Genomic DNA, 26,118 nt, shown 5'->3' on the forward strand with positions numbered 1-26,118 from the left:
AAAAAGACATGAAAAATACTTCAATAAAATACACCTATATATTTTCGTTTTTTCTTTTACTTGGATTAACGAGCTGCGACCAAATGCTTGAGGTTGATCTTCCAAGCAATGAATTATCTTCTGTTACTATTTATGCTTCCGATCCTACTGCAGAAGCAGCTGTAAACGGAATCTACCAAAGTATGGTTACCGGTACTTTTTATGGATCATTGCATTATGTTTTTGGAGAAACTTCAGACGAGCTTATCCTTAAAACACAATTGGAAAACGTTTATACTACAAATGAGATCCCTGAAAATGATGGAACTACTGGCTCCATGTGGACTGAGTTTTATAAAACTATTTATAATGCAAACAGTGTTATAGAAGGAATCGGCGCAAGCAAAACATTAACGCCAACCAAAACTCCACGTTGGATTGCCGAGGCAAAATTTTTAAGAGCTTACTGTTATTTCTATTTGACAAACATTTGGGGCGATGTTCCTTTGGTACTAACAACAAATGTTGATCAATCTGCTTTAGCACCACGTACAAGCCAAACCCAAGTTTATAATCAAATTGTACTTGATTTGACTGCTGCTGCAGCTGATCTTCCTGTAGATTATTCTAATTATAATTCTCAAAGAATTAGAGCTACCAAATGGGCTGCAGAGGCATTACTAGCAAGAGTAAATCTTTATTTAGGAAAATGGAGTGATGCTTCAGCTTATGCCACTTCTGTAATCGGTCAGACAGCAACTTATAAAATCATTACAGATCTAACTTCTACAAATAGTCCTTTTATTGCCGATAATAATGAGGCAATTCTACAAATTCCTTATTTTACAACTGCTTATACTTATGAAGGTGCAGCAGTCTATACAACCGCTGGAACATACATGCTTAGAAAAGGAAATACATTGTTTGAAACCGGAGATGCCAGAAAAACAAACTGGACTATAAGTGTTGCCGCAAGCGACGGCACATCATTTTTAGCGCCAAGAAAATATAAAAACTCTTATGTTTCAAGTCCAGTTGAGCGTTCTACGGTTCTTAGATTGGCAGAGCTTTATTTAATAAGAGCTGAAGCGAGACTAAAATCAAATGATATAACTGGCGCGCAGCAAGATATAAATGTAATTCGCAACAGAGCATTATTACCTTCAACTACATTAACCGATCCAACGCAATTAGCCGCTTTAATTTCGCTAGAAAGAGAACGCGAATTATTTGGAGAATTTGGCCACAGATGGTTCGATCTTAAAAGAAGCGGTACAATAGATCAAGTTCTAGGAGCTACAACAGGAAAAATATGGTCATCTACAGACAGCCTTTTTCCTATCCCAGAAACTGCTATTCGTTCTAATCCCTTCTTAACCCAAAATTCAGGATACTAAATATTAAAAGTAACGCAGGAATGAATGTGTAAAACTCATTCCTGCGATTTTAAAAAACACTATGGAAACAACAACAATTGTAAGAGTTGAGGACTTGTCGCATCAATACAGTAAGGATTGGGCAATACAAAATATCAGTTTTGAAATAAAAGAAAATAGAATTTTAGGCCTTTTAGGATCTAACGGAGCTGGAAAATCTACTACAATGAATATTCTTTGTGGCGTTTTAAATCAAACCAAAGGAAACATATATATTGACGGAATTAATCTGAAAGAAAACCCAGTCGAAGCCAAAAAACTAATTGGCTTTTTACCGCAGACGCCACCTCTTCACTTGGATTTGACAGTAGATGAATATCTAATTCACTGTGCACAATTAAGATTAGTGCCAAAAGAAAATCTAAGAAACGCCGTAGAAAAGGCAAAAGAAAAATGCGGAATTTCACATTTCAGCCACCGATTAATCAAAAATTTATCAGGAGGTTACAGACAGCGTGTGGGGATTGCACAAGCTATTATTCACGAACCAAAATTGGTAGTTCTGGATGAGCCTACAAACGGATTGGATCCGAATCAGATTCTGGAAGTTCGAAATTTAATTAAGAAAATAGCATTGGATAAAGCCGTAATATTTTCGTCACACATTCTTTCTGAAGTTCAGGCAACCTGCCAGGATATCAGAATGATTGAAAATGGACATATGGTTTTTTCTGACACGCTTGAAGCTTTCAACAACTATATCGAAGCCGATAAACTAACGGCAAGCTTTGAAAATCCGCCAGCTGCTGAGGCCTTTAAAGAAATTCCAGAAATCACAGAAGCCGTTTTCCTAACTCCCAAAAAAGTACAGATTACTTTCAGCGGAACACAAGAAGTTGCAGAAAAAATTATCTCATTAAGCGTTTACAACAACTGGAAACTGCGCGAAATTCAATTTGAAAAAGTTTCATTAGATGAAATCTTCGCACAATTATCTAAAAAAGCCCCATCTAAAAACGCTATTCTTTCTTAAATAAAAATAAACAAATGAAAACAATATATAGAATTGCTAAAACAGAGCTCAACACTATGTTTTACTCGCCTGTTGCATGGGTTGTTTTAGTAATATTTTCAATCCAGTCAAGCTGGAAATTCTTTGGCACTATCGAACGTTTCGAAAAAGCTCAAAAAATCGGGCAAAGCATGGACAATTTATCGCAAATTGTTTTTTCAGGCTTCAGCGGTTTATATACCGAAATGCAAAATTATCTCTACTTATATGTGCCACTTTTAACAATGGGATTAGTGAGTCGTGAAATTAACAGTGGTTCGATTAAGCTTTTGCTTTCTTCACCAATTAGAATTAAAGACATTGTATTAGGTAAATATTTAGCCATTGCTGCTTACTGCCTTCTGTTCATAGCAATTTTAGGCCTGCAGGTTGCTATTGCATATTTTTCTATAGAAAATTTAGATCTTAAGTTTGCCATATCTGGACTAATTGGTTTGTATTTATTAGTTTGCACTTACGCTGCAATCGGGCTTTTTATGTCTTGTCTGACTTCTTATCAGGTTGTAGCAGCCATTAGTACTTTAGTAGTTTTGGCAGGTCTAAATTTTATTGGAAAACTTTGGCAGGATGTCGAAATTGTAAAAGATATTACCTATTTCCTTTCGATCGCTGGACGTGCCAACGAAATGCTTGAAGGATTAATTATCAGCAAAGATGTCTTTTACTTTGTTTTAGTAAGCAGTCTTTTTATTGTGTTGAGTATTTATAAACTTCAGACAGGAAGAGATGCACAAACCGTATCGAAAAGAGTTTTAAAATATACTTTATTAATAGCTGCTGTCTTATCTCTTGGTTATATCACTTCTAGAGCACCGCTTACTTTTTATCACGATATGACACGAAATAAAGACAATACATTAACCAAAAGCAGTTTAGATGTCGTTGATAAGATAGAAGGACCTGTTAAGATAACGACTTATGTTAACTTATTGGATATTAATTATTATATGGCAATGCCTTACTCTCAGAATTCTGACATAGCGAGTTTTGCAAAATATACCCGCTTTTTGCCTCAAATAGAAATGGAGTATATTTATTATTACGACACTTCAACAAATGAAGCTTTATATGCTCAAAATCCAGGATTAAACGACAAACAGCTTGCCGAAAAAATGGTAGAGTCGCAGGATATGAAACTTAAAAAATTATATGCTCCTACAGAGATCAAAAAAATTATCGATTTAGGACCTGAACAAAACAGAGTGGTCAGAACAGTTGAATACAACGGAAAAAAGACTTTCTTGAGAATGTTTGATGACTTATTTAAAGTACCATTTGAAAAAGAAATCTCAGCTTCATTAAAACGCTTAGTTTCCAATCCTGTAAAAATTGTATTTGCAACTGGAAATATGGAACGCAGTATTGAAAAAAATGGAGATAAAAATTATAAAACTGGATTTAACGAAATAACATTCAGAAACTCGTTAATCAATCAGGGATTTGATGTTGCTTCTGTTGATATCAATGCACAGAATGTTCCTTCTGAAACTGATATTCTAATCATTGCAGATCCTAAAACGCAACTAAGTCAAGGCGCTGTTGACCGTATTACAAAATATATCGATCAGGGAAAAAACTTAATGCTTTTGGCAGAACCAGAAACGAATTCGGCTTTAGCTGCGATTACAGATAAACTTGGAATCGGATTTACAAAACAAACTTTAGTTCAAGAAAGTGAAACGAATTCTCCTGATTTCTTAGTAACTGAACTTCAAAAAAAAGTTGATTCTACTGTAATCAAATTGAGTAAAATCAATAACCCAATTCCATTTTTAGGAAGCAGCGGTATTACAACGACAAAAGAGACCGGATTTAAAATTACGCCTCTTTTAAAAACTAATAACCAACTGGTTTGGGAATCTCAGACAGGAATTACTTCCATTTCAGAAGATTTAAAGAAACAGCCTTCTTTAAAAGAAATTCCGTTGGTGGCTGCGTTAACCAGAAACATTAATGGTAAAACGCAAAAAATAATTGTTGCGGGAGATGCTGATTTTATGGGCAATGCCGAATTAAGTCGTGGCGGATCTGGAACTTTTCAATTTGTAACTGATATCTTCAGCTGGTTCAGCAATTATCAATTCCCAATTGATACTACTCGTCCTCAAAAAACCGACAAAAAAATCACGATTACTTCAAATCAAGTTTTCATCGACAAAATCTTGTTTATCGGAATCTTTCCATTGTTGATCATACTAAGCGGAGCTTTTATACTTATTCGAAGAAATAGAAGATAAAATTCAAAAAAATGAATACTAAAAAAAATATCATTATTGCTATTATGGCCTTGTCTTTTCAAGGCGCATTTTCGCAGTTTAAAACCACAATTCCGCTGGATAAAAACGTTACGACCGGAAAATTAAAAAACGGTCTAACGTATTATATTCTGCATAACGAAGAACCGAAAGACAGAGCCAGTTTTTATTTCGTTCAAAATGTCGGCGCTATTTTAGAAGATGGCAGCCAAAACGGATTGGCGCATTTTCTGGAACATATGGCGTTTAACGGAACTGAGCATTTTAAAGGAAAAGGAATCATTAAAATGTTAGAGAAAAATGGTGTAAGTTTCGGAAAAGACATTAATGCTTATACCGCTCAAGATGAAACGGTTTACAATATCAGTACTGTTCCTGTAACAAACGAAAAACTAATCGATTCTACGCTTTGGGTTTTACACGATTGGTCTGGTTCTCTTTCTTTAACCAATGAAGAAATTGATGCCGAAAGAGGTGTAATCAGAGAAGAATGGAGAACTCGCCGTACAAGTGGTTTCCGTTTAAAAATGCAGACGGATCAGGTTTTGTATAAAGGTTCAAAATACAGTAAAAGAGACGTTATTGGTGATTTAAACATCATCAATAACTTCAAATATCCTGAATTGAGAAACTATTACAAAAAATGGTACAGACCCGATTTGCAAGCTGTAATTATTGTGGGAGACATTGATGTAAAAGTAATGGAAGAAAAGGTAAAAGCTATTTTTTCCGGAATTCCTTTAGCCAAAAAAGCTGCCGCACGCACCTATTCTGAAATTCCGAAACATGATGAATTGTATTTCGGAACTGCCTCTGATAAAGAAGCCTCATCAACCAATATTACATTGCAATATGTTTTAGATGAGCCTTTGGTAAAAGACAGTATTTTGAGTCGTAAAAACGTGATGAATTCATTTTACACCAGCATTCTAAACAATCGTTTCAAAGAATTGATTTTAAAAAACCAGAGTTCGGCTTTAGGTCTAAAAACGTATTTTGAGCCGATTTCGAGATTAAATACTTCTTTTAATATTTCGGCTGTAGCCAAAAAAGGAAAAACACTAGAAGCCTTTGAAGACGCTTACACTGAAGCCGAACGCTTAAAACGTTTTGGAATTGCACAAACAGAATTGGACAGAACTAAAAAACTTTTTATAAGTTCTTACGATGATTTTTTAAGTAATAAAGATAAAGTTGACAACGACTCTTGGGCAGATAAACTGACGAATTATTTCCTGAAAGCTAAACCATTTCTTTCTGTAGAAGATGATTACAAATTGATTGTTGGCATCATCAAAAGCATTACTTTAGAAGAAATTAATACTTATATCAAAACCATTCAAAAACCAACCAATCAAGTCGTTTTGGTAACGGGTTCTGATGAAGATAAAGTAAATTTTCCCAATAAAGATGCTGTAGTTCAGGTAATGAAAAAAGTCGAAAACAAGACTTTAGAACCTTATACTAAAAAAGAGAATAATGAACCTTTAATTGCAAAAGAATTAAAATCTGCTGCAATCAAAAAGACATTTGAAGTACCAGGAATTATAGCAGCAAAAGGCTATACTTTAGAAAATGGTGCTAACGTAATTGTATTGCCAACAACCTACTCGCAAGATCAAGTTGTGATGACAGCATTTTCTAAAGGTGGTAAATCCTTAATTAAAACCGAAGATTTGGCTTCTGCCGAAATTGCTACAACAATTGCAAGATCGTCTGGTTTAGGCAATTTTGATAATATTGCTTTAAAAGAAAAACTGACTGGAAAAGTAGCGCAATCTGCTCCGTTTATTGGCGAGAACACACAAGGTTTTCAAGGAAGTTCTAACAAAGCCGATTTCGAAACCATGCTGCAACTGATGTACCTTTCTTTTGAAGCTCCTCGTTTTGATCCAAACATTTTTAACATCTTAAAAGAACAGTATAAAAATCGTTTAGAAACTATAAAGAAAGATAATGGAAATACATTTAAAGATTCTATTGCCTTAGCCAATTCTAATCATAATCCGAGGACTTTTATTTTTGATGAAAAATTTTTAGAAACCATTGATTTGAAAAAAGCAGAAGACATTTACAGAGACCGAATTAAAAATGCTTCGGATTTTACTTTTGTTTTTGTTGGTAATATTCCTGATGGTGCTCTAGAATTGATTCAGAAATACATCGGTAATTTAAAATCTAATCCTGCCGTAAAAGAAACTTTTGCAGATCAGAATATTGGTCCAAAAAAAGGAAAAACAGTTGTGCATTTCAAACGTCCGATGGAAGTTGTAAAAAGCACAATTTATCTAAATCTTACAGGAAAAATAGAATACAGTAAAGAAAATGCAATGGGAATATACATCATTGGCGAATTGCTTTCGAAACGTTTCCTTCAGACAATTAGAGAAGAAGAAGGCGGAAGCTACGGCGTAAACGTTGGCGGAAATCTGGAAATCATTCCAAAACCATCCTTCAGCCTTGCGCTTACTTTTGACTGTAATCCTGATAAACAAGAAAAATTAATGCAGATTGTCTGGAAAGAAATAAATGATTTAAAATCTAAACCTGCAAATGCAAATGATCTTGAAGATATAAAAAAGGCGCTTCTTAAAAACAGAGAAGAATCTCTTAAAACAAACACTTTCTGGGCTTCCACAATATACAATTACTGCCTAAACCAGATTCCATTTTCATCAGATGATGAATACAGCAATCTACTATTAAAGATTAACCAAAAAACTATTCAGCAGTTGAGCAAACATATTGTGGATAGTTCCAGTAGTGTAGAAGTTATTATGAGCCCTGAGCAATCAGGCAAACAATAGCTTTAGAATACATTTTTTTTATTTTATTAGTCATTAAAGGTTGTCTTTGCCAGACAGCCTTTTTTGTATTTGAAATTTTGATAAAAACTGGAATGAAATTTAAGATTGGTCTCCTGTTTTACAGATTTTGTTTGCATATCTAATAGGCGTTATTAAAACATTTAGAAGATAAATTTAAAAGCGCTCTTTATTCTTTAAACAAAAAGATATCTTTGCAGCTTTACAAAAAGCTATTAAATTAAATATTAGACTCCTAATTAGAGACTTATATTTATAAAACAAAATATTTAACAGAATGAATTATTTGTCAGTCGAGAATATATCAAAGTCATTTGGCGAAAGAGTCCTTTTTGACAACATTTCTTTTGGAATTAATAAAGATCAAAAAATCGCTTTTATTGCAAAAAATGGTTCTGGAAAAACAACCATTATGAGCATTATTAATGGTTTGGAAGAACCAGATACTGGTCAAGTTGTTTTAAGAAAAGGAATCCGAATGGCGTTTCTTTCGCAAGACAATAATCTTCAAGATGAACTTACGATTGAGGAAAGTATTTTCGCTTCTGATAATGAAACGCTTAAAGTTATTGAAGCTTATGAAAAAGCTTTAGAAAATCCTTCTGACGAAGAAGCTTATCAAAAAGCTTTTGATGCAATGGATCAGCATAATGCCTGGGATTTTGAAACGCAATACAAACAGATTTTATTCAAATTAAAACTAGAAGATTTTAAGCTTAAAGTTAAAAATCTTTCTGGGGGACAGAAAAAACGTCTTTCGTTAGCAATAATTCTAATCAATCGTCCAGATTTATTGATTCTAGATGAGCCAACAAACCACTTAGATCTTGAAATGATTGAATGGCTTGAAAGTTATTTTGCTAAAGAAAATATCACTCTGTTTATGGTAACGCACGACCGTTTCTTTTTGGAACGCGTTTGCAATGAAATTATCGAATTAGACAACGGAAAACTATACCAATACAAAGGAAATTATTCTTACTATTTAGAGAAAAAAGAAGAAAGAATCACTTCTGAAAATGCAAGTATTGACAAAGCAAAAAACTTGTTTGTAAAAGAATTAGAATGGATGCGCCGCCAGCCAAAAGCGAGAACAACCAAGTCTAAATCTCGTCAAGACGACTTTTACGTTATTAAAGAAAAAGCACAAAGCCGACGAAAAGAAAATAAAGTTGAGCTTGAAATTAATATGGAAAGAATGGGAAGCAAAATCATTGAGCTTCACAAACTTTCTAAAAAATTTAAAGACCGTGTTATTCTAGACAATTTCAGTTTTGATTTTCAACGTGGAGAAAGAATCGGAATTATCGGTAAAAACGGAACTGGAAAATCGACTTTCTTAAATCTTTTGACAGGAACACTTCCGCCAGACAGCGGACGCGTTGTTAAAGGAGATACTATAAAAATTGGATATTATACACAGTCTGGAATTAATCCAAAACCGGGTCAGCGTGTTATTGATATCATAAAAGAGTACGGAGAATATATTCCGTTGACAAAAGGGAAAATTATTTCGGCTTCCCAATTATTGGAGCGTTTTCTTTTTGATGCTAAAAAACAATATGATTATGTTGAGAAATTAAGCGGTGGAGAATTAAAGCGTTTATACTTGTGTACTGTTTTAATTCAGAATCCAAACTTTTTGATTCTCGATGAGCCTACAAACGATTTGGATATTGTGACTTTGAACGTTCTGGAAAGTTTCCTATTGGATTATCCTGGATGTTTATTGGTAGTTTCGCACGACCGTTATTTTATGGATAAAATTGTCGATTATTTATTTGTTTTTAGAGGACAAGGCGAGATCGAAAATTTCCCTGGAAACTATTCTGATTTCAGAGCTTACGAAGACAGCGCTGATGTTGCTCAAAAAGAAGAAAACAAAGCTGAAAAGAAAGAGTGGAAACAAAATAATCCAACTGGAAATTTAAGCTTTAACGAACAAAAAGAATATCAAAAAATCGAAAGAGAAATTAAAGATCTTGAAGCTGAAAAAGCTAAAATCGAACAATTATTCTCAGATGGAAAAGTTGCTGATGCTGATATTGAGAAAAAAGCAAACGAACTTCAAAATATAATCAATAAAATCGACGCAAAAGAAGAACGCTGGTTTGAGCTTTCTGCAAAACTTGAAGGATAGATTTTAAGTTTTCAGTCTCAGTCGCAGTTTTCAGTTTTGTTTTTTTTTTGAAAGAAAATTCTTTAATTTTATTAATTTTGAAAAAAATTAGATAATGGATTATAAAGAATTATTGGCATATAAGAAATCATTTGAACTTGCGATGGAAATTTTCGAATTGTCAAAAGCTTTTCCTAAAGAAGAAAGATATTCGCTAACAGATCAAATACGACGATCATCGAGAAGTGTTGCAGCAAATATTGCAGAATCTTATCGAAAAAGAAGATATACAAATCACTTTATTAGCAAATTGACTGATAGCGATGCTGAAAATTCAGAAACAAACACATGGCTTGAATTTTCATTAAAATGCGAATATATTAGCAAAGAGACTTTTGACAAGTTAAATATTAAAAGTCTTGAAATTGGAAAACTGATAAATTATATGATTAACAATCCGAATAAATTTGGATGTAATTAGAAAATAAAAATATACGATCCAACAAAACTGAAAACTGTGACTGCGACTGCGACTGCGACTAAAAACTAATTTCCATATATTTACGCCCTTAAAAAAATTAAATACCACATGAAAAAATTATTAACCGTATTATTTACTTTAGCATTATTTGCTTCTTGTACAGGTGTAGAAAAAGATAATTCTGAACCGCCAAAAGATTACACCGAACAAAATGAACAAGAAATTAAAGATTATTTAACTAAAAACAATTTAACTGCAACAAGAACCGATTCTGGTCTTTATTACATTATTAATGAACCAGGTGAAGGTGCTCAACCAACAGCAACTTCGAATGTAACTGTTGCTTATAAAGGTTATTTTACAAGCGGAAAAATTTTTGATCAAAGTAAAGACGCTGGAATTTCATTTGGTTTAAACCAAGTAATTAAAGGATGGACAGAAGGTATTCCTTATTTTAAAGAAGGCGGATCTGGAGTACTATTAATACCTGCACGCTTAGGTTACGGCAGTTATGATTATATGACAATACCCGGAGGTTCTGTACTTATTTTCGACGTAAAACTGATTAAAGTAAACTAATATTTCTAGATGCTTTTTCAAATAAAATCTTATCTAAAATTTCTTTGGAATTCTAAAAACGAACACGCCGTTCATTCGCCGTTTGTTTTTAATTTATTGACAAAATGTTTTTATGATAAGAAAGCAAAGCCAGAATATGCAATTCTAAAAAAGTACAGAAAATCACTTTTAGAGAATAAAAATTTCATTGAAGTAACCGATTTTGGAGCAGGTTCTAAAGTTTTCAAATCCAATAAAAGACAGATTTCTAAAATTGCACAAACAGCTGGAATTTCGCCAAAACGAGCAGAATTATTATTTCGAGTTACCAATTATTTTCAGCCAAAAAATATTCTTGAAATTGGAACATCGCTAGGTTTGGCAACTTCTGCGTTGGCTTTAGGATCCCGAAGCCTCGGGACGAAAGCAAAAGTAGTTACAATCGAAGGCTGTCCAAATACTGCAAATGTTGCTCAAAATTATTTGGCAGAATTTGATTGTAATAATGTTGAAAATGTAATTTCTGAATTTGAATCTTTTTTAATTTCTGAGAACATTCAAGCTACAAATTACAACCTAATTTATTTTGACGGCAATCATTCAAAAAAAGCAACTTTAGCTTATTTTGAACTTTTGTTGCCAACAATTGATAATGATTCCGTTTGGATTTTCGATGATATTCATTGGTCAGAAGACATGGAAGAAGCTTGGGAAATCATTAAAAATCATCCTCAAGTAAAAGTTACGATTGATACTTTTCAATGGGGATTTGTATTCTTTAGACGAGAACAACCGAAAGAGCATTTTATTATTCGAGCATAAAAATGATGTTTTATAAGATGTTTTTTTATCTTTGAAATTCAGATTTTTAGTACAGATAAACCTATCTTTGGAACTTCAGAAAATGACATTCATTATGGAACAAAAAATTCATCAGGGAAGAAATGTAAAACGCTTCAGAGAAATGCTTGGCATCAAACAGGAAGCATTGGCCTATGATTTGGGAGAAGATTGGAACCAGAAAAAAATTTCCATACTGGAACAGAAAGACATAATTGAAGATAATTTGCTTAAACAAATTTCAAATTCTTTAAAAATTCCTGTCGAAGCTTTTCAAAATTTTGATGAAGAGCAAGCAGTAAATATTATTGCAAGTACGTTCAATGCCCATGATTACGCAACTGGATTAATAATCAACAACTACAATCCAATTGAAAAGATTATTCAATTGCATGAAGAAAAAATTGCGTTATATGAGCGTATGCTGAAAGAAAAAGAGGAAATGATGGCAAGGCTTGAAAAACTAATTAGCAAATAATTTAAAACATAAAAAAGACGATCATTTCTGATCGTCTTTTTCATTTCTAATTCAAAATTTTAAAATTTATTTTTTTGCATCTTTATTTTCTTCAGATTTTGCTCCCATTCTATTTACAGTATACATTGGTGCAAACTTAATTTTCAAACCAGCAATCTTTCTGTTATCCTCAGCAGACAAACCTTCTTTTTCGACTGTATTTTTACGGCTGTCAAGAGCTTCATACATTAATTTAATTTCATCCCAGTCTTCTCTAGAATATTTATCCTTATTATTTTCTACAGTATGAACAAACTGCTGATAAACGCTATGAATATTTTGAGCGTTAACCCAATTAAAACTCATATCATCACCAATTTTTCCTGCACCAAACAAAGCATCTCTTAATTGCTGTTTTGGACTAGGAGCTGGAGGGGCAAATTGGGCGGTTATTTCATTTTTAAATTCTTCGTATTTAATTTTACTTGCATTTACTTTTTCAGTTGCGGCTGCATTATCTTTAATATCCGCTAAAGCCGCTTGAGCTTCTTGAGATCTTCTGTCATATTCTGCTTCCACACTTGTCCAATTATCTTTCAAATCGGCAGCGGCCACATTTTTAACTGAGTCAACATAGATTACATAGTTTTCTACTGTTTTTTGAGCCTTTTCTTGTTTTTCATCTTTACACGATGTCAATCCTAATACTAATAATGTAATTCCTGTAACTATTTTTATATTTTTCATAATCTTGATTGTTTAATTATTTAATTAATAGATAATCAAATTTACCAAATACTTAAGCCAATAAATTACATTATTATCACTTTTAAAAAATTAAAAACATATTAAAACTATAAAAAACAATAAATAATGACAATTATGCAAAATCACCTCGAAAAGATGTAACATTTTTTACTTTGAAAAATATATTATTTGAATGCTTGTTTCTGAAAGAACTGTTGTAACAAAATCCGATTCTGAACTACTTATCATTTTTATTGAAAAGTGTTTTGTACTTTTAAATCCAAAATTGTAAGAAGAAATGGCTGAACCATTAATTAAAATAACCGACATCAGACGAAATTTTGTTCTGGGTAACGAAATCGTTTATGTTTTAAAAGGAATAGATTTAGAAATAAAAAAAGGCGAATATGTTGCTTTAATGGGACCTTCCGGATCTGGAAAATCTACTTTGATGAATTTATTAGGCTGTTTAGACACTCCTACATCTGGTCGTTATGTTTTAAATGGAAAAGATGTCAGCCAAATGCGAGATGACGAGTTAGCCGAAATTAGAAACAAAGAAATTGGTTTCGTTTTTCAGACTTTCAACCTTTTACCAAGAACAACTGCTTTAGATAATGTAGCTCTTCCTATGATTTATGCAGGTTATGGAAAATCTGAAAGAATTGCCCGCGCAACCGAAGTTCTAAATCAAGTTAATCTTGCCGATAGAATGGATCACCAGCCGAATCAGCTTTCTGGAGGACAACGCCAGCGTGTTGCTGTTGCCCGTGCTTTGGTCAACAAACCGTCTATTATTTTGGCCGATGAACCTACAGGAAACTTAGACAGTAAAACTTCTGTAGAAATCATGAAGCTTTTTGGAGATATTCACGCTCAAGGAAATACTGTAATTCTAGTAACGCACGAAGAAGATATTGCAGCTTATGCGCATAGGGTCATTCGTTTAAGAGATGGTTTGATCGAAAGCGACACAACTAAATAATTTTAGATTTCAAATAGTTTAACCGTTTATTTGGTTAATCGTTTAATCGCAAAAGGAAAATCTCAATATCTTGAAAGATTTTAAATTTAACTCAAAAAGAGAAATCTTAAAAATCTTAGCATCTCAGAACCTTAGCATCTTAAAAAAATGAAAGTATATACCAAAACAGGCGATAAAGGAACAACAGCTCTTTTTGGAGGAACCCGAGTACCAAAAGACCACATAAGAATTGACAGCTACGGAACTGTTGATGAATTAAATTCGTATATCGGGTTAATTCGTGATCAAGAAATCGATTCACATTATAAAACTATTTTAATCGAAATTCAAGATCGCCTTTTTACGGTTGGTGCCATTTTGGCAACTCCACAAGAGAAAGAAGTTTTGAAAAACGGAAAACTCCGCTTAGAAAATCTTGGAATAATCGACTCAGATATTGAATTACTCGAAAACGAAATAGATAAAATGGATGAAAGCCTTCCTCCTATGACTCATTTTGTTTTACCAGGTGGCCACCCAACCGTGTCACATTGTCATATAGCACGCTGTATTTGCCGTCGAGCGGAGCGTTTAGCAGTGCATTTAAGTCATAATGAACACGTTCCAGAAATAGCAATTACATACTTAAACCGACTTTCTGACTACCTTTTTGTCTTGGCACGAAAGTTGTCCTCAGACTTAAAAGCGGAGGAAGTGAAATGGATTCCACGTAAGTAAACAGTTACGATTTTCAGTTTTCAGACTGCAAACTCGCACAAAAACTGAATACTTTAAAGTGTAGTAATTAGTAGCAAACATCAGTTTTCACACTGCAAATTGCGCCTGAAGACTAACTACTAATAAGGACGTTCTTAAATTTTATTAAAATAAATCAAAATTTACTTGTCTTTTTCAGTAAAAAATTTATTTTTGCACAAACTAAACAGATAACAGATGTATTGGACATTAGAATTAGCATCTTATTTAAGTGATGCGCCATGGCCTGCTAACAAAGATGAACTTATAGACTACGCTATTAGAGCAGGTGCTCCATTAGAGGTAGTAGAAAACCTTCAATCAATCGAAGATGAAGGCGAGATATATGAATCAATGGAAGAAATTTGGCCTGATTATCCAACAGACGAAGATTATCTTTGGAATGAGGATGAATATTAAAAAATAAACCAAAGGAAAAAGTCTCTCGTTATGGAGACTTTTTTTTTGGTTCAAATACATATTATATAATAAAGAAATACGATAAATCATGAGTTTCATAAACAGTATTATTAAAGTCTTTGTGGGCGATAAATCGCAAAAAGATGTCAAAGCTTTACAACCTTACTTAAACAAAATCAAGACATTCGAAGCTCCTTTAATGAGTCTGTCAAACGACGAATTAAGAGCTAGAACCCTTTATTTTAAAGATAAAATAAAAGAAGCTAGAGCTGATAAAGATGCTAAAATTGCTTCGCTTAAAGCGGAAGTAGAAAACATCGAAGACATCGATAAAAGAGAAGACCTTTATGATGCAATAGATGCTCTTGAAAAAGAAGCTTATGAAATCTCTGAGAAAACTTTATTGGAAATTCTTCCAGAAGCGTTTTCTGTAGTTAAAGAAACGGCTCGTCGTTTTAAAGAAAACTCACATATTGAAGTTACTGCAACTCCAAAAGACCGCGAATTCTCAGCTGCTAAACCATATATTACTATTGAAGGTGAAAAAGCGATCTGGGCTAACCAATGGAATGCCGCAGGAAAAGATATCACTTGGGACATGATTCACTATGATGTTCAGTTAATTGGTGGTATGGTATTACACGAAGGTAAAGTTGCCGAAATGCAAACGGGAGAAGGTAAAACTTTAGTTGCAACTCTTCCTCTTTACTTAAACGCTTTGACAGGAAATGGAGTTCACTTAGTAACTGTGAATGACTACTTGGCAAAACGTGATAGCACGTGGAAAGCTCCTTTATTCGAATTCCACGGTTTATCTGTTGACTGTATCGACAACCACCAGCCAAGTACAGAAGCTAGAAAAAAAGCTTATGATGCTGATATCACTTACGGAACTAACAATGAGTTTGGTTTCGATTACTTAAGAGACAACATGGCGCACTCGCCAAGCGATTTAGTTCAAAGAAAACACAATTATGCTATTGTCGACGAGGTCGATTCTGTATTAATTGATGACGCTAGAACACCGCTTATTATTTCAGGACCAGTTCCGCAAGGAGATCGTCATGAGTTTAATGAATTGAAACCAAAAATTGAAAACTTAGTTGCACAACAACGTCAGTTAGCAAATGGTTTCTTAGCTGAAGCTAAAAAATTAATCAAAGAAGGAAATACTAAAGAAGGCGGATTCTTATTATTAAGAGCTTACAGAAGTTTACCTAAAAATAAAGCATTAATTAAATTTTTGAGTGAAGAAGGAATTAAACAATTGCTTCAAAAAACTGAAAATCAATATATGCAAGATAACAATCGTGAAATGCATAAAGTTGACGAAGCTTTATATTTTGTGATTGAAGAAAAAAACAATCAAGTTGAATTGACAGACAACGGTATTAAATACCTTTCTGGAGATACTGATGCAGATTTCTTCGTTTTACCAGACATTGGGACAGAAATCGCTGCAATTGAAAAACAAAAATTAGACAAAGACGCTGAAGCTGAAGCTAAAGAAAGATTATTTCAAGATTTTGGAGTAAAAAGCGAGCGTATTCATACTCTTACTCAGCTTTTAAAAGCTTATGCTTTATTTGAAAAAGACGTAGAGTATGTTATCATGGACAACAAAATTATGATTGTCGATGAGCAAACAGGTCGTATCATGGACGGGCGTCGTTACTCAGACGGTCTTCACCAAGCGATTGAAGCAAAAGAAAACGTAAAAATCGAAGCTGCTACTCAAACATTTGCTACAGTTACATTACAGAATTATTTCAGAATGTACAACAAATTGGGTGGTATGACCGGTACAGCGGTTACAGAAGCTGGAGAGTTATGGCAAATTTATAAATTGGATGTTGTTGAAATTCCAACTAACCGTGGAATCGCAAGAATTGACAAAGAAGATTATATCTACAAAACAACACGTGAGAAATTCAACGCTGTTATTGAAGACGTGACTGAATTATCAAAAGCTGGAAGACCAGTATTGATTGGAACAACTTCTGTTGAGATTTCAGAATTATTAAGCCGTATGCTTAAAATGAGAGGAATCACACACAACGTATTGAACGCTAAAATGCACAAGCAAGAGGCGCAAATCGTTGAAGAAGCTGGTAAAGCTGGAGTTGTAACTATTGCAACAAACATGGCTGGTCGTGGTACCGATATTAAATTATCTCCAGAAGTTAAAGCTGCGGGAGGTTTAGCAATCGTTGGTACAGAGCGTCATGATTCTCGTCGTGTAGACAGACAGTTACGTGGTCGTTCTGGTCGTCAAGGAGATCCAGGAAGTTCTCAGTTCTATGTTTCTCTTGAAGATAACTTAATGCGTTTATTCGGTTCTGAAAGAGTTGCGAAAGTAATGGACAGAATGGGATTAAAAGAAGGTGAAGTTATCCAACATTCTATGATGACTAAATCTATCGAACGTGCTCAGAAAAAAGTAGAAGAAAACAACTTTGGTGTTCGTAAACGTTTATTAGAATATGATGACGTAATGAACTCTCAACGTGAAGTAGTTTACAAACGTCGTCGTCACGCATTGTTCGGTGAGCGTTTGAAACTGGATATTGCAAACATGCTTTATGATACTTGCGAATTAATCGTAAGCAACAGTAAAGTAGCAAATGATTTCAAAGGATATGAATTTGATTTAATTCGTTATTTCGGAATCACATCTCCAATTTCTGAAGCTGATTTCTTAAAATTATCTGATATTGAAGTTACTGGAAAAGTATACAAAGAAGCTTTAGCTTTCTATACTGAAAAAACAGAAAGAAGCGCTAGAGAAGCTTTCCCAATTATCAAAGGAGTTTTTGAAGAGCCAAACAATCATTTCGAAAGAATTGTAGTTCCTTTTACAGACGGAATCAAAACTTTGAATGTGGTAACTGACTTGAAAAAAGCTTACGAAAGCGAAGGCGCTCAGTTAATTGCTGATTTTGAGAAAAACATTACACTTTCTATTGTTGATGAAGCTTGGAAAAAACACCTACGCAAAATGGACGAATTGAAACAATCTGTTCAATTGGCTGTTCACGAGCAAAAAGATCCATTGCTTATTTACAAATTAGAAGCTTTCAACTTGTTTAGAGGAATGTTGGACAACGTTAACAAAGAAGTTATTTCATTCTTATTTAAAGGTGATTTACCTGCTCAAAACGCTCCAGAAATTCACGAAGCAAGAGAAGTTCGTCAAAAAGAAAACTTACAGTTAAGCAAAGACGAAATTCCAAATAGCGAAAGCATCAACCGTGAAGCTGGTGAAACACAACAACGTCAAGTTACTGAAACTATCGTTAGAGATATGCCAAAAATCAACAGAAATGATAATGTTGTAGTTCAAGAAATTGCTACTGGTAAAACAGAAACAATGAAGTACAAAAAAGCTGAAGCTTTAATTGCTGCTGGAACTTGGGTTTTGATTAACTAATATTTTTTTAAGTATTCAGTCGCAGTCATAGTTCACAGGCTGATACTTATAAATTCCATAAAAAAACCGACAGTTAGAAACTGTCGGTTTTTTATTTTTCAGCAAATTATTTTTATTTTCCAATTTACTCCCTGAGTCCTGAAACTGTGACTGAGACCGAAAACTGTGACTTATATCGGGTTATCTTGATAGTAACGCGCTTCAATTCGTTTTATATCTTTAATAGAGTTTTTCGCCCATAGTAAACGTTTAACTAAAATTTCTTCCTCTGTCAATTTCCAATCGATATCAGATCTGCGAAGTCTATTCGTTAAACTTTGAATAATGATTGCTGCTGAAACCGAAATATTTAAACTTTCAGTAAAGCCAACCATTGGTATTTTTAAGAAACCATCGGCGTTGTCCATAATTTCTTGTGATAATCCTTCTTTTTCTGTTCCGAAGAATAAAGCACTTGGTTTTGTAATATCGAAATCTTCAAGCATGCAATCTTTTTCGTGCGGAGTAGTTGCAATAATTTGATATCCTTTACTTTTTAAATCAGAAAGACATCCTGAAACCGAATCAAATCGGTTAATGTCAACCCATTTTTGTGCGCCTAAAGCAATTTCTTTGTCAATACGTTTTCCAAAACGCTGTTCAATTACATTTAATTCCTGAATCCCGAAGACTTCGCAGCTTCGCATTACAGCACTTGTATTATGCATTTGATAAACATCTTCTACTGCAACTGTAAAATGCTTTGTTCTATTTTCTAGTACTTTTAAAAAATTAGCTTTTCTGTTTTCAGTCAATATATTTTCTAAGAATGCGAGGTAATCTAAATCAATCATTTTATTTATGTTTGGCGCAAAAATAATAAATAAAAGAGAAAGAAGACTTCACCTTATTTTTCAGCCTGCCAAATCTTCAATAAAATTGGCATTAAGCTTTTCATGCAAAACATTTAATTGAGCCAAATTCACAGCCAAAACATCGTCTTTGTATGAATCTCCCGTAAAAACAGCGCTTTCATTTTTAGAATGTTTTTTAAGACGTTCTAGCATTGCATTTATTTCTTTTTCAGAAAAACAGACATTAATAAAAGTGATAAATCGTTCTATAACCTTTTTCATTCCGTCATTATAATTGAGCATTATCACATTTTGGTCTGTTTCATAAAAATCCAAAAAACTTTGAAAATATTTTTCTAAAACCAAAGCTTGATACTCGTAAAAACTTAACTCCTCAATTTCTTTTGAAGTAATTCCGAAAACACTCGACGGAATTATATTTGGAACCATATGCATTCCTGCCATCTTTTGATGCGATCTTAAAACCTCTCCTGGATTTCGGTATAATAAAGCAAAAGGAATTTCAGAAAAAACCGATCTTAAATAAGAAGCCTTAAAAATACTCCATGCATCCAATTTTATAATTAAATGCTTTTGATCTGGAAATCTTTTTTGACCTAAGAACCTCAAAACCGATTTCAGCAAAACTGTTTTGGTATCTTCATTAAAAGCATCACTTCTTAAAATCTGATCGATAATAGGAGCTTCAGAAACCATGATGTTTTCAGATGAAGTTGCAAGAGACTGACTTAACATGGTAGATCCGCATCTTGACACATGAAAAACTAATCCCTTTAATTCAACAAAATCTAATTCTTTGGACCATTCAATAATATTTTCTGCTGTACTAACTAATCTAAAACGCTTCGAATTATAACTATGGCTTCTGCATTTCACAATTGTTTCTTCAAAAAAAGGCTCTGAAAAAGGTATGTCTGAGAAATAAATCCATTCAAAATAGATTTCATTCTCTTTTTCAACTAAGTTAATAGGAATCCAATTTGAAATAAAATCTTTTACATTTTCCATTTTATAAATTCATTTGCGATTGAAGTTCTTCAATTATTTGGGTATTAATTTCGGATGGATTTCTAGAAAGTTCTTCAATAATCTGCTGTTTTATTTCGTCTGAATATTGCCTTTTCGGTGTATAATTCACATCAAAACCCATTTTAGAAAACAATTCGTCAGACCATTCATTTCTTAAACAATCTAATGTTAAATGAATTCTTGGTTCCGAACTTTTGTTTTGCACGCTGTGCGGTAACTGAAAATTGGCATACCAGCACTCGCCCATTTTCATCGGAATTCGTTTCCTATCTACATAAAAATATACTTCAGAATTGGTTAGAATTGGAATATGAATCCTGAAAAACCCATCTTCATAAGAAGTATCATTATCAAAATGCTCTTTAATCTCGCTATTAGGTCCGAGTCTTAACAATCGAACCGATTCTTTTTCGCATTCAAACCAATCCATTATTTCTTTAAAATAAGGACAGCTGTCAAGTAAAGGCGTATTTTTATATTCTTTATCTGGAAAGGAAAGAATATCAGTTTCTAAACCAGATTGAGATCGTAAAGAAATACTTGTCCATTTTCCTTCATATTTATTTGTATTAAAATGCGGCGTCCACAAATTTGTTTCGCAAGTCAATAAATCATTTTTTAATTTTTCAATCGAAAAAGAAATTGGAAGTTGGCAGGAAGAAGGATTCATAAGTCTTAAAATTTTAAATTGCTAATTATAAAATTGTACAGTTTATTGGCTGAAACGGAAACGGTTTCAGAATCTGTTTTTAATACTAAATCTGCTTTTTTTGGAGTTTCATAAACATCTGTTATCCCAGTAAAATTTCTAATTTTATTTTGATTATTGTCAGGCAATAATGCTCTTTTGTACAATCCTTTTGGATCTCTTTCGATCAAATTATGAATGGAGCAATCCAGAAAGACCGTTTTTACAAATTCAAAAGTTCTTAATTCATTCCTAAGATTTTCATACGGATTTATAACCGACATGAGAACAATCTTGTTTTCTTCAATCAGACTTCGACCAACATTAAAAAGACGTCTTACATTTTCGCAGCGATCTTCTTTAGAAAACCCTAAATCTTTACAGATGGTTTGTCGGTAAACATCACCATCTACTATTTCTGCTTCATAATTATTTTGAAGCAACAGATGCCTGACATTTTCTGCCAGCGTCGTTTTTCCCGAACCAGATAAGCCTGTAAATTGAATTAAAATCATTTTAGAAACACTTTTATCAAACGTGACATTAAAATTAAATAATTCAAAACGAGAGATAAAGAGTATAAATACCCATTATTTTCCTTTAAAAAGAACAGCTGATCCTGACTATTTACTAAACATTTGAAGAAAGAAATTACTATTTTTATCTTTTAATAAAATTAAGAATGAAAAAGAAACTTGTAGTCTTAACCGGAGCAGGAATCAGTGCCGAAAGCGGTATCAAAACATTTCGCGACAGCGATGGTTTATGGGAAGGTCATGATGTAATGGAAGTTGCAACGCCAGAGGGCTGGTTCAAAAATCAAGAATTAGTTTTGGATTTTTATAACAAACGTCGCCAGCAGTTAAAAGAAGTAAAACCAAATCTTGGACATATTATTTTGGCCGAATTGGAAAAAGATTTTGATGTACATATTATTACTCAAAATGTTGACGATTTGCACGAACGCGCCGGAAGCTCAAAAGTTTTGCATTTGCATGGTGAATTATTAAAAGTTCGAAGTACACAAAACAAAAATCTAATTTTAGATTGGACAGAAGATTTGTTTACGGGAGATTTAGACACAAACGGCCATCAATTGCGCCCGCATATTGTTTGGTTTGGCGAAGAAGTTCCTGCTTTGGAAGAAGCTATTGACATTACTGAAACGGCAGATTATTTTGCTGTAATTGGAACTTCGCTGCAAGTTTATCCTGCAGCAGGCCTAATTGCTTACACACCAAGCACAACTCCTGTTTTTTATATTGATCCAAAGCCAATTGCAATTCCGAATCTTCGAAACAAAGTGGAAACGATTGCCAAATTTGCATCAGAAGGAGTTGCCGATTTAAGAGAGCGATTAAATTCATTTTGAATGCATAAATGCACTTTTTAATTAGCTGTAATCGCTAAATTCTGTTTATATTTGCACCTTTCGAAAAAACAACATAACAATGACTACTCTAAACGAACTGAATGCTATATCGCCAATTGACGGAAGATATAGAAATAAAACTCAAAATTTAGCCCCTTTTTTCTCTGAAGAAGCTTTAATTAAATATCGCGTTTTAGTTGAAGTGGAATACTTCATTGCATTATGCCAAATTCCATTGCCACAATTAAAAGGCATTGATTCAAGTTTATTTGAAAGCTTGAGAAATATCTACAAAAATTTCTCAACAGAAGATGCGCTTTGGATTAAAGAAACAGAAAAAGTAACCAATCACGACGTAAAAGCGGTTGAATACTTTATTAAAGATGCTTTTGAAAAATTAGGTTTATCTCAATACAAAGAGTTCATTCACTTCGGATTAACGTCTCAAGATATTAATAATACTGCAATTCCGCTTTCTACAAAAGAAGCGTTTGAGCAAGTTTATATGCCAACTTTAATTGCTGTAATTGCAAAACTAAAAGAGTTAAGCACAGAATGGAAAGACATTCCGATGCTTGCTCGTACGCACGGACAGCCAGCCTCTCCTACTCGTTTAGGAAAAGAAATTTTGGTATTTGTGGAGCGTTTAGAAGAGCAAATGCGTTTGTTGTTCAATATTCCGTTTGCTGCTAAATTTGGTGGAGCAACAGGAAACTTTAACGCACATCACGTAGCGTATCCGCAAATTGACTGGAAACAATTCGGAAACAAATTTGTTGAAACAGATCTTGGTTTAAAACATTCTTTTCCAACAACTCAAATTGAGCATTATGATCATTTTGCTGCTTTTTTTGATGCTTTAAAAAGAATCAACACCATTATCATCGATTTAGATCGTGATATTTGGACTTATGTTTCGATGGATTATTTCAAACAAAAAATCAAAGCTGGAGAAATTGGTTCTTCTGCAATGCCACATAAAGTAAACCCAATTGATTTTGAAAACTCTGAAGGAAACTTAGGAATTGCAAATGCTATTTTCGAGCATTTAGCAGCTAAACTTCCAATTTCAAGATTACAGCGTGACTTAACTGACAGTACTGTTTTACGTAATGTAGGTGTTCCTTTCGGACATACAATTATCGCTTTTGAAGCTACTCTTAAAGGTTTGAATAAATTACTTTTAAACGAAAGTAAATTTGCTGAAGATTTAGAGAAAAACTGGGCAGTTGTGGCAGAAGCTATTCAGACTATTTTACGTCGCGAAGCTTATCCAAATCCGTACGAAGCTTTAAAAGGTTTAACAAGAACCAACGAAGCAATCGACAAAAATGCGATTCATAATTTCATTGCAACTTTAGAAGTTTCAGATTCTGTTAGAGCAGAATTATTAGCTATAACTCCTAGCAATTACACAGGAATTTAAGAAAAACTCCAAATATTTTATCAAAAAAAGCTATCTTTATCGAGATAGCTTTTTTTATTTAACCCGGAGTAGTCCAGATTGCTTCACTTAACTTTATTTTCGTTGGAGTTCAGTGAATTACATTTTAAAAAAGTCTTTTCGTACAAAAAACCAGATTTTGAACAAAGACTTTAAATAAAAGCTGGATCAAGCTCCACGAAAACTAAAATACCACCTATGATTGCATTAAGCGCCGCTGCTGAAAGTACACACCATTTACAACCTTTAATTAGTGATTTAGGATTAATCCTGATGACTGCTGGAATTGCCGTTCTAATATTTAAAAAAATGAAACAGCCTCTGGTTTTAGGCTACCTAATTGCAGGATTTTTGGCTGGAAACCATTTTGATTTTTTCCCATCTATAACCGACATGAAAAGTGTGGAAGTTTGGGCAGAAATTGGGGTTATTTTTTTACTTTTTAGTTTAGGACTCGAATTCAGTTTTAAAAAATTAATGAAGGTTGGAGGGACTTCATCTGTCACCGCTATAACCCAGATTTTGTTTATGACTGTAATTGGTTATGCCGTTGGACAATGGATGGGCTGGGGAAAAATGGACAGTATTTTCTTGGGAGCAACACTTTCAATTTCATCCACAACTATTATTATCAGGGCTTTTGATGAATTAGGAGTTAAAGGAAAAAAGTTCGTTGGAATTGTTTTTGGTGCTTTAATTGTTGAAGATATTGTTGCTATTTTAATGCTTGTTTTACTGTCAACTATTGCAGTAAGCGATCAAGTTTCTGGTACAGAATTACTGCAATCTGTCTTAAAACTAATTTTCTTTTTAATTATCTGGTTTTTGGGCGGAATCTTTATTATTCCAACTATTTTCAAAAAAGCAAAACATCTATTAACTGACGAGATGCTGCTGATAATCTCATTAGCATTATGTCTAATGATGGTAATTTTTGCTGCAAATGTTGGTTTCTCTCCTGCTTTAGGTGCCTTTATCATGGGATCTATTATTGCTGAAACCACAATGGCAGAAAAAATTGAACATTTAATTCAACCTGTAAAAGATTTTTTTGGCGCTGTTTTCTTCGTATCAGTAGGAATGTTAATTAATCCAGTAACTTTGGTTAATTATGCACTTCCAGTGGCTATAATTACACTATTGACCATATTCGGAAAAGCATTCAGTTCTTCGATTGGAGCTTTGATTTCTGGTCAGCCTTTAAAACAATCGGTTCAAACTGGAATGAGTTTGGCACAAATTGGAGAGTTCTCATTTATTATTGCAACACTTGGGATGACCTTAAAAGTTACCAGTGATTTCTTATATCCAATTATCGTTGCTGTATCTGCAATTACCACTTTTACAACTCCATTTTTAATTAAATATTCAGAACGTTTTGCTTTCTTTTTAGAATCCAAAATGCCTAAAAGATGGGTTAAAAATATAAACCGTTATAGTGTCAACGCACAAGCAATTAAATCGGTAAGCACTTGGCAGATTGTGCTTCGCTCTTCAATCACACAAATTATTCTTCATACCATAATTATCACGGCAATTATTTTATTGTCTTCTAAATTTGTTGCTCCCTTAGTTGCAGACACTAGATTTGGAAATACTTTAGCCGCTTTACTAACTTTAGTTGTTATTGCACCTTTTTTATGGGCGCTTTCATTACGTCGTGTAAAAGTCGAAGAAGTTGAAATACTGTGGGAAGAACGTAAATATCGTGGAGCATTATTAATGCTAATCCTGATTAGAATGAGTCTTGGTTTATTCTTTGTCGGATTCTTATTGAATATTTTCTTCTCTCCTTTAGTTGCTTTCGTCGCGCTTATTATTGCAATAGGAGCTTACCAGATTTTCCCTAAAAAATTAAACGAGCAATATCATAAAATTGAAAATCACTTTCTAAAAAACCTCAACGATCGCGAAAACAAAAAGATCGACAGAAGATATGCCAATTTAATGCCGTGGGACGGACACATGTCTTTTTTCGAAATTAAAAAAGAATCAAATTTAGTTGGTCAGACTTTACAGGAACTCAGAATTCGTGAGCAATTAGGAATTAATATCGCTTACATCAAACGTGGAGAAGTAACGATTCCAATTCCGACCAAAACTGAACGTTTGTTTCCTGGCGATGAAATTTGTGTAATTGGAACCGATGCTCAAATTACAGAATTCACAAAATTCTTAACTCAAAACGAAACAGAATCACCTGTAAAAGTAGAAGAAACTGATATTGTATTACGCCAAATGGAAGTTTCTCAAGACGAATTTATTCAAAAAAGCATCGGACAATTTAGAGCCAAAACCGACGGAATGGTGGTTGGCATCGAGCGGAACGGAAATCGTATCTTAAATCCCGAATCTAGCTTAATATTAGAGAAAAATGATATTCTCTGGGTTGTAGGAGATAAAAAAAGGATGAATGCTTTGTTGGCAGTGAAATAAGTTCCTAAGTTTCTGA

Annotated in this window: 21 protein-coding genes; 16 read left to right on the forward strand and 5 right to left on the reverse strand. The window is 33.5% G+C overall.

The window, feature by feature from the left end; all coding sequences use genetic code 11:
- The first annotated feature begins 8 nt into the window (after positions 1–8).
- From V6624_RS23390 to V6624_RS23430, 9 genes are all read left to right on the forward strand, one after another.
- Complete coding sequence (locus tag V6624_RS23390) at positions 9–1,376, forward strand: RagB/SusD family nutrient uptake outer membrane protein (protein WP_338840416.1); 1,368 nt, start codon at positions 9–11, stop codon at positions 1,374–1,376.
- A gap of 61 nt (positions 1,377–1,437) precedes the next feature.
- The gene (locus V6624_RS23395; RefSeq protein WP_111289125.1) at positions 1,438–2,388 is read left to right on the forward strand and encodes an ABC transporter ATP-binding protein; all 951 of its coding nucleotides are present in this window, start codon (positions 1,438–1,440) and stop codon (positions 2,386–2,388) included.
- Positions 2,389–2,402: 14 nt separating this feature from the next.
- Positions 2,403–4,664, forward strand: a complete 2,262-nt coding sequence (locus V6624_RS23400) for a Gldg family protein (protein WP_338840417.1) — start codon at positions 2,403–2,405, stop codon at positions 4,662–4,664.
- 11 nt (positions 4,665–4,675) lie between these two features.
- Positions 4,676–7,489: a M16 family metallopeptidase gene (locus tag V6624_RS23405; protein WP_111289129.1), complete on the forward strand. Its 2,814-nt coding sequence runs from the start codon at positions 4,676–4,678 to the stop codon at positions 7,487–7,489.
- A 295-nt stretch (positions 7,490–7,784) separates the two neighbouring features.
- Positions 7,785–9,647: an ABC-F family ATP-binding cassette domain-containing protein gene (locus V6624_RS23410; RefSeq protein ID WP_111289131.1), complete on the forward strand. Its 1,863-nt coding sequence runs from the start codon at positions 7,785–7,787 to the stop codon at positions 9,645–9,647.
- Positions 9,648–9,741: 94 nt separating this feature from the next.
- Positions 9,742–10,107, forward strand: a complete 366-nt coding sequence (locus V6624_RS23415) for a four helix bundle protein (RefSeq protein ID WP_111289133.1) — start codon at positions 9,742–9,744, stop codon at positions 10,105–10,107.
- 108 nt (positions 10,108–10,215) lie between these two features.
- Positions 10,216–10,686, forward strand: coding sequence for an FKBP-type peptidyl-prolyl cis-trans isomerase (locus V6624_RS23420; protein ID WP_111289135.1), 471 nt, complete (start codon positions 10,216–10,218; stop codon positions 10,684–10,686).
- Positions 10,687–10,695: 9 nt separating this feature from the next.
- The gene (locus V6624_RS23425) at positions 10,696–11,487 is read left to right on the forward strand and encodes a class I SAM-dependent methyltransferase (RefSeq protein ID WP_338840418.1); all 792 of its coding nucleotides are present in this window, start codon (positions 10,696–10,698) and stop codon (positions 11,485–11,487) included.
- 94 nt (positions 11,488–11,581) lie between these two features.
- On the forward strand, positions 11,582–11,983 hold the full coding sequence (locus tag V6624_RS23430; RefSeq protein ID WP_338840419.1) for an XRE family transcriptional regulator: 402 nt from the start codon (positions 11,582–11,584) through the stop codon (positions 11,981–11,983).
- A 66-nt stretch (positions 11,984–12,049) separates the two neighbouring features.
- Here V6624_RS23430 and V6624_RS23435 read toward each other — a convergent pair whose 3' ends face one another.
- A complete protein-coding gene (locus V6624_RS23435) occupies positions 12,050–12,709 on the reverse strand; it encodes a DUF6565 domain-containing protein (RefSeq protein ID WP_338840420.1) in 660 nt (219 codons plus the stop codon).
- Between the two features lie 298 nt (positions 12,710–13,007).
- On the opposite strand from V6624_RS23435, the gene V6624_RS23440 reads away from it, so the two are divergent.
- The 4 genes from V6624_RS23440 to secA all read left to right on the forward strand — a co-directional run bounded on the left by V6624_RS23440 (position 13,008) and on the right by secA (position 18,279).
- Positions 13,008–13,694, forward strand: a complete 687-nt coding sequence (locus tag V6624_RS23440) for an ABC transporter ATP-binding protein (RefSeq protein WP_338840421.1) — start codon at positions 13,008–13,010, stop codon at positions 13,692–13,694.
- 147 nt (positions 13,695–13,841) lie between these two features.
- Positions 13,842–14,411, forward strand: coding sequence for a cob(I)yrinic acid a,c-diamide adenosyltransferase (locus V6624_RS23445; protein ID WP_306156180.1), 570 nt, complete (start codon positions 13,842–13,844; stop codon positions 14,409–14,411).
- Between the two features lie 216 nt (positions 14,412–14,627).
- Positions 14,628–14,849 carry a DUF2795 domain-containing protein gene (locus V6624_RS23450; RefSeq protein ID WP_007138072.1) on the forward strand — a complete coding sequence of 74 codons (222 nt, stop codon included), beginning with the start codon at positions 14,628–14,630 and terminating at the stop codon, positions 14,847–14,849.
- An 88-nt stretch (positions 14,850–14,937) separates the two neighbouring features.
- Entirely contained in the window at positions 14,938–18,279 is a 3,342-nt protein-coding gene (gene secA / locus V6624_RS23455) for a preprotein translocase subunit SecA (protein ID WP_338840422.1), read from the forward strand.
- 170 nt (positions 18,280–18,449) lie between these two features.
- On the opposite strand, the gene V6624_RS23460 is transcribed toward secA, so the two are convergent.
- The 4 genes from V6624_RS23460 to cysC are packed head-to-tail and all read right to left on the reverse strand — an operon-like array spanning position 18,450 to position 21,365.
- Positions 18,450–19,112 carry an RNA methyltransferase gene (locus tag V6624_RS23460; protein ID WP_338840423.1) on the reverse strand — a complete coding sequence of 221 codons (663 nt, stop codon included), beginning with the start codon at positions 19,110–19,112 and terminating at the stop codon, positions 18,450–18,452.
- 60 nt (positions 19,113–19,172) lie between these two features.
- Positions 19,173–20,141, reverse strand: a complete 969-nt coding sequence (locus V6624_RS23465; protein WP_111289149.1) for a sulfotransferase family protein — start codon at positions 20,139–20,141, stop codon at positions 19,173–19,175.
- Position 20,142: 1 nt separating this feature from the next.
- The gene (locus V6624_RS23470) at positions 20,143–20,832 is read right to left on the reverse strand and encodes an aspartyl/asparaginyl beta-hydroxylase domain-containing protein (RefSeq protein ID WP_338840424.1); all 690 of its coding nucleotides are present in this window, start codon (positions 20,830–20,832) and stop codon (positions 20,143–20,145) included.
- A 5-nt stretch (positions 20,833–20,837) separates the two neighbouring features.
- Positions 20,838–21,365, reverse strand: coding sequence for an adenylyl-sulfate kinase (cysC, locus tag V6624_RS23475; protein WP_338840425.1), 528 nt, complete (start codon positions 21,363–21,365; stop codon positions 20,838–20,840).
- 167 nt (positions 21,366–21,532) lie between these two features.
- Here cysC and V6624_RS23480 point away from each other — a divergent pair, with 167 nt between their 5' ends.
- The 3 genes from V6624_RS23480 to V6624_RS23490 all read left to right on the forward strand — a co-directional run bounded on the left by V6624_RS23480 (position 21,533) and on the right by V6624_RS23490 (position 26,102).
- On the forward strand, positions 21,533–22,222 hold the full coding sequence (locus tag V6624_RS23480; protein ID WP_338840426.1) for an NAD-dependent deacylase: 690 nt from the start codon (positions 21,533–21,535) through the stop codon (positions 22,220–22,222).
- Positions 22,223–22,301: 79 nt separating this feature from the next.
- The gene (gene purB / locus V6624_RS23485; protein WP_338840427.1) at positions 22,302–23,648 is read left to right on the forward strand and encodes an adenylosuccinate lyase; all 1,347 of its coding nucleotides are present in this window, start codon (positions 22,302–22,304) and stop codon (positions 23,646–23,648) included.
- 216 nt (positions 23,649–23,864) lie between these two features.
- Complete coding sequence (locus V6624_RS23490) at positions 23,865–26,102, forward strand: cation:proton antiporter (RefSeq protein WP_338840428.1); 2,238 nt, start codon at positions 23,865–23,867, stop codon at positions 26,100–26,102.
- The last annotated feature ends 16 nt before the right edge of the window (positions 26,103–26,118 follow it).

The organism is Flavobacterium ginsenosidimutans, assembly GCF_037478105.1.
Taxonomy (GTDB): Bacteria; Bacteroidota; Bacteroidia; order Flavobacteriales; family Flavobacteriaceae; genus Flavobacterium; species Flavobacterium ginsenosidimutans.

What these genes read in the sequence shown, in the direction of transcription:
- V6624_RS23395 (WP_111289125.1), top strand. Translation starts at nt 1,438, where the DNA reads ATGGAAACAACAACAATTGTAAGAGTTGAGGACTTGTCGCATCAATAC.
- cysC (WP_338840425.1), bottom strand. Translation starts at nt 21,365, where the DNA reads ATGATTTTAATTCAATTTACAGGCTTATCTGGTTCGGGAAAAACGACG.
- V6624_RS23400 (WP_338840417.1), top strand. Translation starts at nt 2,403, where the DNA reads ATGAAAACAATATATAGAATTGCTAAAACAGAGCTCAACACTATGTTT.
- secA (WP_338840422.1), top strand. Translation starts at nt 14,938, where the DNA reads ATGAGTTTCATAAACAGTATTATTAAAGTCTTTGTGGGCGATAAATCG.
- V6624_RS23390 (WP_338840416.1), top strand. Translation starts at nt 9, where the DNA reads ATGAAAAATACTTCAATAAAATACACCTATATATTTTCGTTTTTTCTT.
- V6624_RS23420 (WP_111289135.1), top strand. Translation starts at nt 10,216, where the DNA reads ATGAAAAAATTATTAACCGTATTATTTACTTTAGCATTATTTGCTTCT.
- V6624_RS23440 (WP_338840421.1), top strand. Translation starts at nt 13,008, where the DNA reads ATGGCTGAACCATTAATTAAAATAACCGACATCAGACGAAATTTTGTT.
- V6624_RS23480 (WP_338840426.1), top strand. Translation starts at nt 21,533, where the DNA reads ATGAAAAAGAAACTTGTAGTCTTAACCGGAGCAGGAATCAGTGCCGAA.
- V6624_RS23445 (WP_306156180.1), top strand. Translation starts at nt 13,842, where the DNA reads ATGAAAGTATATACCAAAACAGGCGATAAAGGAACAACAGCTCTTTTT.
- V6624_RS23490 (WP_338840428.1), top strand. Translation starts at nt 23,865, where the DNA reads ATGATTGCATTAAGCGCCGCTGCTGAAAGTACACACCATTTACAACCT.
- V6624_RS23435 (WP_338840420.1), bottom strand. Translation starts at nt 12,709, where the DNA reads ATGAAAAATATAAAAATAGTTACAGGAATTACATTATTAGTATTAGGA.
- V6624_RS23410 (WP_111289131.1), top strand. Translation starts at nt 7,785, where the DNA reads ATGAATTATTTGTCAGTCGAGAATATATCAAAGTCATTTGGCGAAAGA.
- purB (WP_338840427.1), top strand. Translation starts at nt 22,302, where the DNA reads ATGACTACTCTAAACGAACTGAATGCTATATCGCCAATTGACGGAAGA.
- V6624_RS23415 (WP_111289133.1), top strand. Translation starts at nt 9,742, where the DNA reads ATGGATTATAAAGAATTATTGGCATATAAGAAATCATTTGAACTTGCG.
- V6624_RS23470 (WP_338840424.1), bottom strand. Translation starts at nt 20,832, where the DNA reads ATGAATCCTTCTTCCTGCCAACTTCCAATTTCTTTTTCGATTGAAAAA.
- V6624_RS23465 (WP_111289149.1), bottom strand. Translation starts at nt 20,141, where the DNA reads ATGGAAAATGTAAAAGATTTTATTTCAAATTGGATTCCTATTAACTTA.
- V6624_RS23425 (WP_338840418.1), top strand. Translation starts at nt 10,696, where the DNA reads ATGCTTTTTCAAATAAAATCTTATCTAAAATTTCTTTGGAATTCTAAA.
- V6624_RS23430 (WP_338840419.1), top strand. Translation starts at nt 11,582, where the DNA reads ATGGAACAAAAAATTCATCAGGGAAGAAATGTAAAACGCTTCAGAGAA.
- V6624_RS23450 (WP_007138072.1), top strand. Translation starts at nt 14,628, where the DNA reads ATGTATTGGACATTAGAATTAGCATCTTATTTAAGTGATGCGCCATGG.
- V6624_RS23405 (WP_111289129.1), top strand. Translation starts at nt 4,676, where the DNA reads ATGAATACTAAAAAAAATATCATTATTGCTATTATGGCCTTGTCTTTT.
- V6624_RS23460 (WP_338840423.1), bottom strand. Translation starts at nt 19,112, where the DNA reads ATGATTGATTTAGATTACCTCGCATTCTTAGAAAATATATTGACTGAA.